Raw genomic sequence first — 13,356 nt, forward strand, 5'->3', positions numbered from 1 at the left:
CTCGGCCGTCCGCCCGCCGCGGCGCAGGGCGGCGAGCCGTCAGGCCGACGGGCCTCCGCCCGCTCCCAGGTCGCGCTGCATCACCAGGGCGTCGATGCGGCGACCACGGATCCGGTAGTAGCCGCGGCGACGGTCGATCTCCCGGTAGCCGGCAGCGGTGTAGAACGCGCGAGCACGGTCGTTGTCCTCGCGCACCTCGAGCAGCATGCGCTGGGCACCGCCTTCGCGGGCCTGGGTCTCGCACCAGGCCAGCAGGGCGCGGCCGATCCCCCGGCCCTCGTCGCGGGTGCCGATGGTGTGCAGGTCCGCGAGGTCCCCGGCGAGCATGATGCCGGCGTAGCCGAGCAGTGCGCCCTCGGCCCTCTCCCCCTGGGCGGCGACCACGTAGCGGCGGTCGCGGTGGGCGATCTCCTCGGCCAGCTGGAAGACGTTCCAGGCCTCGTCGGGGAACAGCTCGAGCTCGGCGAAAGCGATCTGCTCGACGTCCTCGAGGGTGACCGGGCGCAGCGCCCAGGCGGTGCTCTCGTCGCCAGCGTCGACATCCTCGAGCGGGTCGGCCATCTCAGCGGCCCAGGGCGCTCTTGCGGGCGGTGGGCTTGGCGGCGTCGGGCTCGCGCAGATACATCGGCTCCGTGCTGGTGAGGTCCTCGCCGCGGGCGCGCAGCGCGGCGGCGGCGAGGATCAGGTGCCCGGCGTCGACGTGGATCAGGTCCATGGTCGCCGGCAGCAGCTCGGGATAGATCCCGGTGCCGGAGCCGACCAGCACGTCGCAGGCGGTGAGCTCCCCGGCCACGTCGGCGGGGGTGTTCACCGCCGGCTCCGCGGTCCGAGTGATCTCGCCGATGCTCTCGCGCCGGTAGCAGGCGTGGTAGACCTCGCGGCGCCGGGCGTCCAGGGCGACGCCGACGGTGACCGGGCCCGCCGGTTCGGGCCCGAGTGCGGCGAGCGCCTGGTGGGCGAGGGCGTCCAAGGAGCTGAGCCCATGCAGGGGCACCCCCAGCACGGCGGCGATCGAGCGTGCGGAGACCAGCCCCACCCGCAGCCCGGTGAAGGGGCCGGGGCCACGGCCGACGACGACGCCGGTGAGCTCGGTGCGCTCGACGCCTGCGGCCTGCAGGGTCTCGTCGATCAGGTCCAGCAGCACCTCGTCGTGGTGGCGGGAGCGCTCGTCGGAGCGGACCTGCAGGATCTCGGGGGCGGGCCCGGTGAGCTCGCCGCGGGCGACGGCAGTGCTCACCGCCCCGGAGGTGTCGATCCCCAGCAGCATCAGCGGTTCTCCTCAGCGGTTCGGGTGGTCGCGGCGGCATCTCGAGGCTCTGTGGTCCCCTCCGTCTCGGTGACGGGGGCGAGTGCGTCCTTCAGCTGCCGGATCGCCTGCTCGTCCCAGCGGGGGCCGCTGGGGAGCAGGTGCAGGGTGCGCGGTTCGTCGGGGTCCTCGGGGTCCTCGACCCGGTCGGGTCGGTCCAGCACGACCAGCAGTGCGGACTCGGCGAGGTGCTCGACCCGGTCGCGTCCCCACTCCACGACGGTCACGGCGAGATCGAGATCGGCCTCCAGGTCGAGGTCGTCGATCTCTCCCTCCCCACCGAGGCGGTAGGCGTCGACGTGGACCAGATCGGGCCCGTCGGCGAGATTGGGGTGGACCCGCTCGATGACGAAGGTCGGGGAGGCGACGGAGCCGCGCACCCCGAGCCCGGCGCCGAGCCCCTGGGTGAAGGTGGTCTTGCCCGCCCCGAGCGGGCCGTCCAGCACCAGCAGATCCCCGGGCCGCAGCACGCCGGCCAGGGCCTGGGCCACGTCGCGGGTGCCCTCGGCGTCCGCGGTGCGCACGATCAGCTCGCTCATCAGCGGACCTCGCGGGTGACGCGGCCGGAGACGGAGGTGAGGATCTCGTAGGAGATGGTCCCGGCGGCCCGCGCCCAGTCCTCTGCGGTCGCGGCATCGGGGCCGTTGGGGTCGCCGCCGGCATCACCGAAGATGAACACCTGGTCGCCGGCGCGGGCGTCGGAGTCCGGGCCCAGGTCGATGACGATCTGGTCCATGCTGATGCGGCCCACCTGGGGGGCCCGATGGTCGCCGCTCTCGGTGCGGATCACCAGGGCGACCTGGTCGCTGCCGGCGCGGTGGAGGCCGTCGGCGTAGCCGATCGGCACCAGGCCCAGCCGGGTGGGGCGGTCGGTGGTGCGGATCCGGCCGTAGCCGATGCTGTGCCCCTCGCCCACCTCCTTGACCAGGGCGAGGCGGCTGATGAGGGTCATCGCCGGGCGCAGCGGCACATCCGTGGGGACCGGCGGGCAGCCGTACAGGGCGATCCCCACCCGGACCAGGTCGCGGTGGAGGTCGGGGCGGGTGAGGGTGGCGGCGGAGTTCGCGATGTGCTGCAGCGGGATCGGTCCGACCTCGTCGGCGAGCGCCGCGCTGGCCGAGTCGAACAGCTCCACCTGCTGGTCGGTCGCCGGATCCTCGGGGTCATCGGCACTGGTCAGATGGGTCCAGGCGCCGGCGACCTGGATGAAATCGTCCTCCCGCATCGCGGCGCCGATCTCGCGGATCTGCCAGGGCAGCACACCGTTGCGGCCCATGCCGGTGTCGATCTTCAGGTGCACGCGGGCGCGGCGGTCGGCTTCGCGGGCGGCCTCGGAGACGAGTGCGAGCATCTCCGGGGAGCCGACGGAGACGTCGACCCCGGAGCCCAGCACCTCGGGCAGCACGATCTTCGCGGTGTGCGGTTCGAACAGCCAGGTGAGGATCTGGGCGTCGAGGTCGGCGCGGGCCAGGGCCAGGGCACTGGCGGGATGGGCGACGCCGAGCCAGGTGGCGCCGCCTTCGATCGCGGCGCGGGCGGCGGTGAGCATGCCGTGGCCGTAGCCGTCGGCCTTGACCACGGCCATCAGCGCGGTCTGCTCCTCGAGCAGGGTGCCCATGGCGCGGGTGTTCTCGGTGATCGCCGACGGGTCGATCACCGCGCGGTTGGGCACGTGCCGAGGGTCCTCGGCAGGGATCGGGATGGTCATCGAGCTCCTCGGTTCACGGCTGGGCGCCCGCCAGGATAGTCCCGATCGCCTCCGGCAGGTGCGCGGCGACGTCGAGGGCGACCAGCGGCTGCCGTCCCTCGCGGGAGGCGCGGCGGCCCGCGCGGCCGTGGAGGATCGCGGCCAGGGCGGCGGCATCGGGCCCGGGGAGCCCGGCGGCGAGCAGGGTGCCGAGCACTCCGGCGAGCACGTCGCCGGTGCCGGCGGTGGCCAGCTGCGGGGTCGCATCGTCCTGGGCGCGCAGCGGGCCGCCGTCGCCCGGGGCGATCAGGGTGATGGCACCCTTGAGCAGCATGGTCGCGCCGGTGGCGCGGGCGAGTAAGGGGGCGAGCTGCGCGCCGGGCAGGTCCGGGTCGATGTCGAGGCGCTTCGCGAGGCGCTCGGCCTCCCCGCGGTGCGGGGTCAGAACCACGTCGGGGCCGAAGCGGTGCTCGGTGGTGAGCACCGACAGCGCGCCGGCGTCGATCACGCCGCGGGTGAGCGTCCCGGCGCCCTCGCGCAGCCCGTCGACGCCGACTGCGGCGCGGGGATCATCGGCGGCGAGCCCCGGGCCGACGACCAGCGCATCGGTGCGGCCGAGGTCGGCGAGGTCGATCGCCTCCGGATCGACGACGGTTTCCGCGATGGGGTGGGTGACGGTCTCGGGCCGTTCCCGCAGCACGAGGTCCAGCACCCGCTCCGGGGCCAGGCAGCGGACCATCCCGGCGCCGGTGCGGGCGGCTCCGGAGGCGGCGAGGACGGCCGCGCCGGGGAACTGCACACTGCCGGCGGCGAGCGCGACCACGCCGCGGGTGTATTTGCTGGCGTCCCGGTCGGGGCGCGGCAGCAGCGCCCGCACGTCGCCGTCCTTGAGGCGGAGCACGGTCGGGGCAGCGGTCAGGTGCGGGGACAGGCCGAGGTCCACCAGCTGCACGGCCCCGCTGCGTTCGGCGCCGCCGGGCAGCAGCAGGCCGGCCTTCAGCGCGCCGAAGGTGACCGTCCCGCTCGCGACCAGGGCCTCGGGAGCGGCCTGCCCGGTGGTGGCGTCGACGAAGCTGGGCAGATCCACGGCGATCACCGGGACGCCGCTGCTGCGCACCACGGCCAGCAGCGGGGACAGGGCCGCGGGCACCTCCGGACGACCGCCGATGCCGAGGATCGCATCGAGCACCAGGGCGGTGGTGGCCAGTCGCTCCTCGAGCATCGTCGGGGTGGTGTCCGTGTCGGTGAGTGCGGTGATCGTGCCACCGGCCTCGCGCAGGGCGGCGGCGCCCTCCTCGTGCAGACGCTCGGCGGTGGCGATCGCATCGGCGGCGATGCCCTCGCGGCGCAGGAGCGCCGCGGCGTGCAGCCCGTCGCCCCCGTTGGCCCCGGAGCCGGCGAGGACCAGCACGCGCGCATCCCGGCCGCCCAGCTCCTCGGACGCGGTGGAGCGCAGACGGTCGGCGATGTGCTTGGCCAGCGCCTGCGCGGCACGGAGCATGAGCGGCTGGCCCGCGGCAAGCAGCGGCGCCTCGGCGTCGCGGATGGCCTGGGCGGAGTAGGCGCGGATCATAGGGCCGGATCCTTCGGTGATGTCGTGCCGCGTTCGGCGACGACGATCGCGGTCGCCACGTCCCCGTCGTGGGAGAGGGACAGGTGCAGGTGGACGACGCCCTGCTGTTCGGCGGCGCGCAGGGTGGCACCGCGCAGGCGCAGGTAGGGGCGGCGCACGTGGGTGCGCTCGACGGTGACGTCCTGCCAGGAGAAGTCGCCGGGGGCGCCGAGGGCCTTGCCGACCGCCTCCTTGGCGGCGACCCGGGCGGCGCGGGAGGCGGCGGAGAGGCTGCGCTCGGTGGGGGTGAGCAGGCGGTCCAGCAGCGCAGGAGTCCGCTCCAGCATCTCGGTCAACCGCCCGATCTCGACCACGTCGATGCCGACGCCCGCCACGGTGCCGTCGTCCCGGGGCGCGAACGCCCGGCCCCCGAAGCTGTCATCGGGGCCGGGCGTCGGCGTCGCGGTGGGAAAAGTGCTCACCTGGGCAGTATCACACCCCGGCCTGGGCAGGTGTGAAGGGGCGAGGTCACTCGACGGTGACGGACTTGGCGAGGTTGCGGGGCTGGTCCACGTCCAGGCCCTTCGCGGTGGCGAGCTCGCAGGAGAAGATCTGCAGCGGGATCACGGTCAGCAGCGCCGCGAACAGGGTGCGGGTGGCGGGCACCCGGATCACCTCGTCGGCAAACGGCAGCACCGCATCGTCTCCCTCCTCGGCGATCACCAGGGTGCGGGCGCCGCGGGCGCGCACCTCCTGGATGTTGGAGACGACCTTGGAGTGCAGGGAGTGGCGACCGTTCGGGGAGGGGACGATGACGAACACCGGCTGTCCCTCCTCGACCAGCGCGATCGGGCCGTGCTTGAGCTCGCCGGCGGCGAAGCCCTCGGCGTGGATGTAGGCGATCTCCTTGAGCTTGAGGGCGCCCTCCATCGCGGTCGGGTAGCCGACGTGGCGGCCCAGGAACAGCACGCTGGTGGCGTCCTGCATGTCGCGGGCGAGCTGCTCGACCTGCGCGGAGCTGTCGAGGACCTGCTGGATCTGGTCCGGGATCTGCTCGAGGTCGGCCATCAGCGCGGCGATCTCGTCGGGGTAGAGGTTGCCGCGCACCTGGGCGAGGAACAGGCCCAACAGGTAGCAGGCGGCGATCTGGCCGAGGTACGCCTTGGTGGAGGCGACCGCGATCTCGGGGCCCACGTGCAGGTACAGCGCCGCATCGGCCTCGCGCGGGATGGTGGAGCCGCGGGTGTTGCACAGCGCGATGACCTTCGCGCCCTGCTCGCGGGCATGACGCACGGCCATCAGGGTGTCCATGGTCTCGCCGGACTGGGAGATCGCGACGACCAGGGTCTTCTCGGTGACCACCGGGTCGCGGTAGCGGAACTCGTGGGCGAGCTCGACCTCGGTGGGGATGCGGCACCAGTGCTCGATCGCGTACTTCGCGACCGCCCCGGCGTTGGCGGCGGTGCCGCAGGCGACCACCACGATCTTGTCGATGCTGCGCAGCACCGAGGGGTCGATGTCCATCTCGTCCAGCCGCAGCGCCCCGTCCTCGAGGCGGCCGCGCAGGGTGTCGGCGACGGCGCCGGCCTGCTCGTGGATCTCCTTGGCCATGAAGGAGTCGAAGCCGCCCTTCTGTGCCGCCACGGCGTCCCACTCGATGGTGAAGCGCTTCGCATCGGTGACCTCGGTGCCGTCGAAGTCGATGATCGCGACGGAGTTCGCGGTGACGGTGACCACCTGGTCCTGGCCGATCTCGAGGGCCTCCTTGGTGGAGTCCACGAAGGCGGCGACATCGGAGCCGAGGAAGTTCTCGCCCTCGCCGAGACCCACGACCAGCGGGGAGTTGCGGCGGGCGGCGACGACCGTGTCCGGGGCGCCCCTGTGCACGGCCAGCAGGGTGAAGGCGCCCTCGAGGGAGGCGGCGGCGCGGCGCATCGCCTCGGTGAGGTCCCCGGACTGCTCCATCTCGCGGGCCACCAGATGGGCTGCGGCTTCGGAGTCGGTCTCGGAGGTGAAGGAGAACCCGTCCTGCTCGAGCTCGGCGCGCAGGGAGGCGAAGTTCTCGATGATGCCGTTGTGCACGACGGCGAGCTCGCCCTCGCGCCCGCCGAGGTGGGGGTGGGCGTTGACGTCGGTGGGGCCGCCGTGGGTGGCCCAGCGGGTATGGGCGATGGAGACCTGGCCGCTGGTGTCGGCAGCGCCTTCGAGCACCTCGCGCAGGTTGGCGAGCTTGCCGGCGCGCTTGGTCACGCGCACGTCGTCGCCATCGATCACGGCGACACCCGCGGAGTCGTAGCCGCGGTACTCGAGGCGGGCGAGGCCCTGGAGGGCGACGTCCACGGGACGGGAGGAGGGGTTCTCGGCCCGAGGGCCTGCATATCCGACGATTCCACACATGGTGCTCACGCTAACGATCGGCGCGGTTCCGAGAGGCGCTCGCGCCGGATCGGCGCGAGGTCTTCCTCACCTCCGGAGGGTGCGGCGCGCACCCCTGGTCGACGGCGCTCGAGAGCGATCAGAAATGAGCATCGGACCCTGCGCGAGGACGTCCGCTGCCGAACCGGGAGCGGGCCCCGACGCGACCTTGTGGTCACGCTTCCTGCGCGTGTGCACGGCAGAGCCCCGGATGCTGGAACAATCAGCGCCATGAAGTCCGCGTCGACGTCGAGCACCGTCACCCCGTTCGAGGAGATCTCCCGGGAGGACTGGGCGCGTCTGTCGCTGCAGACCCCGCTGCCGCTGTCCGAGGAGGACGTGACCCGGCTGCGCGGGCTCGGCGACCGGGTGGACCTCAGCGAGGTCGATGCCGTGTACCGGCCGATCTCGCGACTGCTGAACATCCAGGTCGCCGCCGCGCAGGCGCTGCGCCGCTCGCGAGAGCGCTTCCTGGACCAGCACCAGCACCGCACCCCGTACATCATCGGCGTGGCCGGCTCGGTGGCGGTCGGCAAGTCCACCACCGCCCGCCTGCTGCGCGAGCTGATGGCGCGCTGGCCGGAGACCCCGCAGGTGCAGCTGGTGACCACCGATGGCTTCCTCTACCCCAACGCGGTGCTCGAATCCCGCGGGATCATGCAGCGCAAAGGCTTCCCCGAGAGCTACGACCGGCGCCGCCTGCTGCGCTTCGTGGCGGATGTGAAGGCCGGGCAGGAACGGGTCGAGGCCCCCGTCTACTCACACCTGACCTACGACATCCTCGAGGATGAGCGGGTGGTCGTCGAACGCCCCGACGTGCTGATCGTCGAGGGGCTGAACGTGCTGCAGCCGGCCCGGCCGCGCCGCGACGGCCGCCTGGGGATGGCCGTCTCGGACTTCTTCGACTTCTCCGTCTACGTCGATGCGCGCCTCGAGGACGTCCAGCGCTGGTACGTGAACCGCTTCCTCCAGCTGCGGCAGACGGCATTCTCGAACCCCCGCTCCTACTTCCGCCGCTACGCGGACCTCACCGACCAGGAGGCGAAAGATACGGCGCTGGGGATCTGGCGCTCGATCAACGGCCCGAACCTCACCGAGAACGTGGTCCCCACCCGCGGCCGCGCCGACCTGGTGCTGCGCAAGGACGGCCGGCACCGCGTGCATTCGGTCCTGCTGCGGAAGGTGTGAGCGAGTTCAAGCTCCCCGTCACTTCCCCGCCGTGACGCGCCGCACCGTTCCCCCGATCTGCCCCAGCGGTGAGCGAGATCGGGGGAACGGAAACACTCACTTCGACATGTCAGGCTCAGCAGGCCCGGTCCTCACAGGCCCTGCGGCAGGTCTCCCCCGTCCCAAGGCTCAGAGCCCCACGCGCTCCCGGACGATGACGGCGAGACGCTCGGCCAGCTCGGACGCCTGCTCGTCGGTCGGTGCCTCGACCATCACGCGCACGACCGGCTCGGTGCCCGAGGGGCGCAGCAGCACCCTGCCGGTCTCCCCAGCTCGGCCTCGGCGGCGGCGATCGCGTCGGCGACCCCGCGGTCGATGGTGGCCTTGGCCTTGTCGATGTCCTTGACGTTGAGCAGCGCCTGCGGGAGGCGGGTCATGACGTCGGCGAGCTCGCGAGCGGGGCGGCCGGTCTCCGCCATCCGCTGCAGCAGGTGCAGGGCGGTGAGCTCGCCGTCGCCGGTGGTGGCGTGCTCGGCGATGATCACGTGGCCGGACTGCTCGCCGCCGATGGAGTAGCCGCCGAGGTTCATCTCCTCGAGCACGTAGCGGTCGCCCACGCCGGTCTGCGCCAGGACGATCCCGTGCTCCTTCATGGCGAGCTTCAGGCCGAGGTTGCTCATGACGGTCACCACCAGGGTGTCGTCGTGGAGCTTCCCGCGCTCCTTGAGGTCCAGGGCGAGGATCGCCATGATCTGGTCGCCGTCGATGATCTCCCCGTCGGCGGCGACCGCGAGGCAGCGGTCCGCGTCGCCGTCGAAGGCGACGCCGATGTCCGCGCCGTGCTCGAGCACCGCGGCCTTCAGCGGGCCGAGGTGGGTGGATCCCACGCCGTCGTTGATCAGGCCGCCGTCGCTGAGGTCTCCGATCACGTGCACGGTCGCGCCGGCGCGGCGCAGCGCCTCGGGCCCGGTGAGGTGGGCGGCACCGTTGGCGCAGTCCGCGACCACGGTGAGCCCCTCCAGCGAACGGTCCATGGTGGAGACCAGGTGCTCGACGTAGGCCTCGACCGCGCCCTCGTAGCGGTTGATGGTGCCCACGTCGGTGCCCTGGGGGCGGTCCCACTGCTCGCCGAGGCGGGCCTCGATGGCGTCCTCGACCTGGTCGGGCAGCTTGGTGCCGCCGCGGGCGAAGAACTTGATGCCGTTGTCCGGGGCGGGGTTGTGGGAGGCGGAGATCATCACGCCCAGATCCGCGCCGGTGGACTGCACCAGATACGCCAGCCCCGGGGTGGGCAGCACCTCGGCATCGAGCACGTCGATCCCGGCGGCGGCGAGCCCCGCGCACACCGCGGCGGAGAGGAAGTCGCCGGAGGGGCGGGTGTCGCGGGCGACGATCGCGCGGGGCCGGGTGCCGCCGAAGGCGCCCAGCGTGCCGAGCACATGGGCCGCGCCCACGCTCAGCTCGACCGCGAGCTCCGCGGTGATGTCGCCGTTCGCGCGTCCGCGCACTCCGTCGGTGCCGAAGAGTCGTGCCACAGGGTTCTCCTCACGAGAATGGGTATCCGGGGCCGACGGGGCAGCTGCTGCACGGCAGCGCCGCGCGGCCTCCGCGCCGGTGTCCGCTGTGAGACTACCCGCTGAGGGCCTGCCGGCCGCTCCCGTTCCTCGTCACGGCGGCGGGCCGGGGGCTACGTTGGAGGGATGTCCGATCCCGTCCTGCTCCCTCGACTGCTGCCCTCCGCGATCAGCCATCACGTGGGCGATCGCACCGCGAGCCGCGGCCTCGGCGCCGCCCGGGCCGGCCGGGTCAGCGATGTCACCTGGGACCCGGCCACCTCGGTCGTGTCGGCGGAGGTCGCCGACGAGGACGGCGCCGTCCACCGCGCCGAGGTGGAGCTGGCCGAGTACGAGGACGACTCCGTCTCCCGCCGCTTCCACGCCCCGGGGCCCGGCGGGCTATGGCGCCCGCGCCGCTCGGGCTGCGACTGCCTCGTCGGGGAGTCGTGCGTGCACGTCGCGGCGACCCTGTACCGGGTCAACGACCTGGGCACCCAGGCCATGCACGAGAGCCCCCCGGCCGAATGGCGCAGCGTGCTGCGGCCACTGCTGAACTCGTCGGTCACCACCAGCGCCACCGGCAGCTCGGGGCCCTCGGCCGCAACCCTCCCGCGCCCGCTCGCGCTGCGCTTCGACCTCGAGGCGGGCACCTCCGGGACCGGCACCTCCCGCCACCACCGGGAGACCGCGACCGCCGCGCACCTGCACTCCGGCGCGGAGCTGTGGCTGGGGATGCGGCCGCTGACCCGGGGACGCAAGGGAACCTGGATCAAGGGCGACCTGTCCTGGCGCACCTTCGAGTTCCGCCTGGCCGGGCGGGAGTACGATCCGGCCCACGGAGAGGCCCTGACCCGCCTCTTCGCGGCGGCCTCGGTCGAGCGCTCCTACTCCAGCGGCGCGATCGAGCACCTCTGGCTGAACTCCATCACCTCGCCGCTGCTGTGGCAGTCCCTCGAGCACGCCCGGGCCGCCGGGGTGGAGTTCCTGCCCGGCGCCGGTCTCGCCGCGATCGAGCTGGTCGGCGGCGGTGAGGTGGGGCTGGACCTGCAGACCCGCGGTCCTTCCCAGGAGCTGCAGGTCACCCCGCGCATCAGCATCGGTGGGCGGCCGGTGGAGCAGGGACGGCTGCTGGGCGCTTCCGGTGTGCTCGACGTCGAGGAGCTCGCCGAGGAGCAGCTCCTGGCCCGTCTCGCCCCGCTCAGCGCCGCCGTGCCCCGGGCGCTGCGCACCCTGCTGCACCGTCGGCAGCCGCTGGTGGTCCCGCCCGCGGACCGCGAGGCCTTCCTCGAGGTCGCGTACCCGCAGCTGCGCGCCCTGACCACGATCACCAGTGACGACGGCAGCGTCGAGCTGCCCGCGGCGCGCCGGCCCACCCTGCACCTGAGCGCCGGCTACGCCTCCGGGGACCGCCTCTCACTGCGCTGGTCCTGGCGCTACCACGAGCCGGACCGGCAGCTGCCGATGGACCAGCGCCACGGCGCCCACCGCGACCTCGCCCATGAGGAGGCCGTGATCGCCGAGGCGATGAGCCTGTGGCCGCTGTCCCCCACCGATACACCCGAGCTGCTCAGCGGCACCGACACCGCCCGCTTCACCGAGCACGTGCTCGACGATCTCGCCGCGCTGGATCATGTCGAGGTGGAGGTGACCGGCACCCGCCACGCCTACCGGGAGCTGGACGGCGATCCGCGCGTGCGCATCACCCAGCAGGCCTCGCCGGGGAAGAACGACTGGTTCGACCTCGGGTTCGAGATCACCATCGAGGGCCGGCAGATCCCGTTCCCCAGCCTGTTCGTGGCGCTCGCCCGAGGGCGTTCGACACTGCTGATGCCGGACCGCACCTACTTCTCGCTGGACCATCCGGCCTTCGATGCGCTGCGGGAGCTGATCCGCGAGGGCGAGGCGCTCGCGGAGTGGGAGCCCGAGCAGCAGCAGATCTCCCGCTTCCAGGTGGACATGTGGGACGACCTGCAGGAAGCGGCCGACGAGACGGTCGCGTCCCAGGAGTGGAGCCGCACCGCGCTGTCCCTGCGCTCGCTCGAGCAGACCCCCGCTCCCCCGCTTCCCGGCTCCCTGCACGCGGAGCTGCGGCCCTACCAGCTCGAGGGCTTCACCTGGCTCGCCTTCCTGTTCACGCACCGGCTCGGCGGGGTGCTCGCCGACGACATGGGCCTGGGCAAGACGATCCAGACCCTCGCCCTGATCACCCGCGCCCGCGAGCAGGCCCCCGAGGATCCGCCGTTCCTGGTGGTGGCGCCGGCCTCGGTGCTGCCGGTGTGGCGGCGCGAGGCGGAGCGCTTCACCCCGGGCCTGACGGTGCGGGTGCTGGACCGCACCGCCGCCTCCCGCGGCACGGATCTGGCCGCGGCGATGGTCGGTGCGGACGTAGTGGTCACCAGCTACTCGGTGCTGCGGATCGATGAGGAGGACTTCGCCGGCACGCCTTTCCAGGGCTTCGTGCTCGATGAGGCGCAGTTCGTGAAGAATCGCCGCTCCCGCACCCACCGGGCGGCGAAGGGTGTGCGTGCGGGCTTCCGCCTGGCGATCACCGGCACCCCGATGGAGAACTCGCTGGATGACCTGTGGGCGATCTTCGACCTGGTCGCCCCGGGCCTGCTCGGCACCGCGCTCGGGTTCCGCAAGCGGTACACGCTGCCGATCGAGACCGGTGATCATCCCGGCCGGATGGAGCTGCTGCGCCGCCGGGTGCGGCCCTTCCTGCTGCGCCGCACCAAGGAGCTGGTCGCCGCCGAGCTGCCGGAGAAGCGCGAGCAGGTGCTCACGGTGACCCTCTCGCCGGAGCATCGCGCGGTCTACGACTCGGTGCTGCAGCGGGAGCGGAAGAAGGTGCTGGGCCTGATCGACACCGATCTGGACCGCAGCCGCTTCATCGTGTTCCGTTCCCTGACCCTGCTGCGGATGCTGGCGTTGGACCCGTCGCTGGTGGACGCCGAGGAGTACGCGGACGTGCCCAGCTCGAAGCTTGAGGCGCTGTTCGACCGGCTGGAGGAGGTGATCGGAGACGGGCACCGGGTGCTGCTGTTCAGCCAGTTCACCTCGTACCTGGACCGGGTCGCGGCCGAGCTGGAGAGGCGCGAGGTGCGGTACTCGCACCTGGACGGCTCCACCCGGGACCGCGACGCCGCGGTGACCGGCTTCCGCGAGGGCGACGCCCCGGTGTTCCTGATCTCGCTGAAGGCGGGCGGCTTCGGCCTCACCCTCACCGAGGCGGACTACGTCTTCCTGCTGGACCCGTGGTGGAACCCGGCCGCGGAGAACCAGGCCGTCGACCGCGCCCACCGCATCGGTCAGGAGCGCCAGGTGATGGTGTACCGGATGATCGCCGAGGACACCATCGAGGAGAAGGTGCTCGCACTCCAGCGGCGCAAGGCCGAGCTGTTCGACGCGCTCACCGACGGTGGCGAGGCGTTCCGCTCCGCAGTGACCGCGGAGGATCTGAAGGAGCTGCTCAGCTGAACTGAGCGGGCGGCCGGCAGCCGGCAGTCGATAGCCAGCAGTCGATAGCCGGTAGCCGGTAGCCGGTAGCCGGTAGCCGGGTCTACAGCTGACGACACCCCAGTTCACCCCGCCCGTTCCCCCGATACAGCCCATGGGTGAAGCAGATCGGGGGAATCGATCCGCGCGTCGAGATGAACCGCGGGTCGGCGCCCGC

9 protein-coding genes and 1 pseudogene are annotated in these 13,356 nt (G+C 72.7%); 2 read left to right on the forward strand and 8 right to left on the reverse strand.

What is annotated here, in order from left to right; translation table 11 throughout:
* Positions 1 to 39: 39 nt before the first annotated feature.
* From CFK39_RS03940 to glmS, 7 genes are read right to left on the reverse strand one after another with little or no spacing between them, the layout of a single operon-like run.
* On the reverse strand, positions 40 to 561 hold the full coding sequence (locus CFK39_RS03940; RefSeq protein WP_089064364.1) for a GNAT family N-acetyltransferase: 522 nt from the start codon (positions 559 to 561) through the stop codon (positions 40 to 42).
* Position 562: 1 nt separating this feature from the next.
* Positions 563 to 1,267, reverse strand: a complete 705-nt coding sequence (gene tsaB / locus CFK39_RS03945) for a tRNA (adenosine(37)-N6)-threonylcarbamoyltransferase complex dimerization subunit type 1 TsaB (RefSeq protein ID WP_089064365.1) — start codon at positions 1,265 to 1,267, stop codon at positions 563 to 565.
* Positions 1,267 to 1,845 carry a tRNA (adenosine(37)-N6)-threonylcarbamoyltransferase complex ATPase subunit type 1 TsaE gene (gene tsaE, locus CFK39_RS03950; protein ID WP_089064366.1) on the reverse strand — a complete coding sequence of 193 codons (579 nt, stop codon included), beginning with the start codon at positions 1,843 to 1,845 and terminating at the stop codon, positions 1,267 to 1,269. Before tsaE ends, tsaB begins: the two co-directional genes overlap by 1 nt.
* Positions 1,845 to 3,014 (reverse strand): alanine racemase, encoded by a 1,170-nt coding sequence (gene alr, locus CFK39_RS03955; RefSeq protein ID WP_089064367.1) that lies wholly within the window; start codon positions 3,012 to 3,014, stop codon positions 1,845 to 1,847. Before alr ends, tsaE begins: the two co-directional genes overlap by 1 nt.
* A 13-nt stretch (positions 3,015 to 3,027) precedes the next feature.
* Positions 3,028 to 4,566 carry an NAD(P)H-hydrate dehydratase gene (locus tag CFK39_RS03960; RefSeq protein WP_089064368.1) on the reverse strand — a complete coding sequence of 513 codons (1,539 nt, stop codon included), beginning with the start codon at positions 4,564 to 4,566 and terminating at the stop codon, positions 3,028 to 3,030.
* Entirely contained in the window at positions 4,563 to 5,027 is a 465-nt protein-coding gene (locus tag CFK39_RS03965; protein ID WP_089064369.1) for a holo-ACP synthase, read from the reverse strand. Before CFK39_RS03965 ends, CFK39_RS03960 begins: the two co-directional genes overlap by 4 nt.
* A 46-nt stretch (positions 5,028 to 5,073) precedes the next feature.
* Positions 5,074 to 6,942 carry a glutamine--fructose-6-phosphate transaminase (isomerizing) gene (gene glmS / locus CFK39_RS03970; protein WP_089064370.1) on the reverse strand — a complete coding sequence of 623 codons (1,869 nt, stop codon included), beginning with the start codon at positions 6,940 to 6,942 and terminating at the stop codon, positions 5,074 to 5,076.
* 249 nt (positions 6,943 to 7,191) lie between these two features.
* Here glmS and coaA point away from each other — a divergent pair, with 249 nt between their 5' ends.
* Positions 7,192 to 8,148, forward strand: a complete 957-nt coding sequence (coaA, locus tag CFK39_RS03975; RefSeq protein ID WP_089064371.1) for a type I pantothenate kinase — start codon at positions 7,192 to 7,194, stop codon at positions 8,146 to 8,148.
* Between the two features lie 168 nt (positions 8,149 to 8,316).
* Here the strand turns inward: coaA and glmM are convergent.
* Positions 8,317 to 9,662: pseudogene (gene glmM / locus CFK39_RS03980) on the reverse strand (phosphoglucosamine mutase).
* Between the two features lie 165 nt (positions 9,663 to 9,827).
* Here glmM and CFK39_RS03985 point away from each other — a divergent pair.
* Positions 9,828 to 13,160 carry a DEAD/DEAH box helicase gene (locus tag CFK39_RS03985; protein ID WP_089064372.1) on the forward strand — a complete coding sequence of 1,111 codons (3,333 nt, stop codon included), beginning with the start codon at positions 9,828 to 9,830 and terminating at the stop codon, positions 13,158 to 13,160.
* Positions 13,161 to 13,356: the final 196 nt, after the last annotated feature.

The sequence above is a fragment of the Brachybacterium avium genome (assembly GCF_002216795.1).
Classification (GTDB): Bacteria; Actinomycetota; Actinomycetes; order Actinomycetales; family Dermabacteraceae; genus Brachybacterium; species Brachybacterium avium.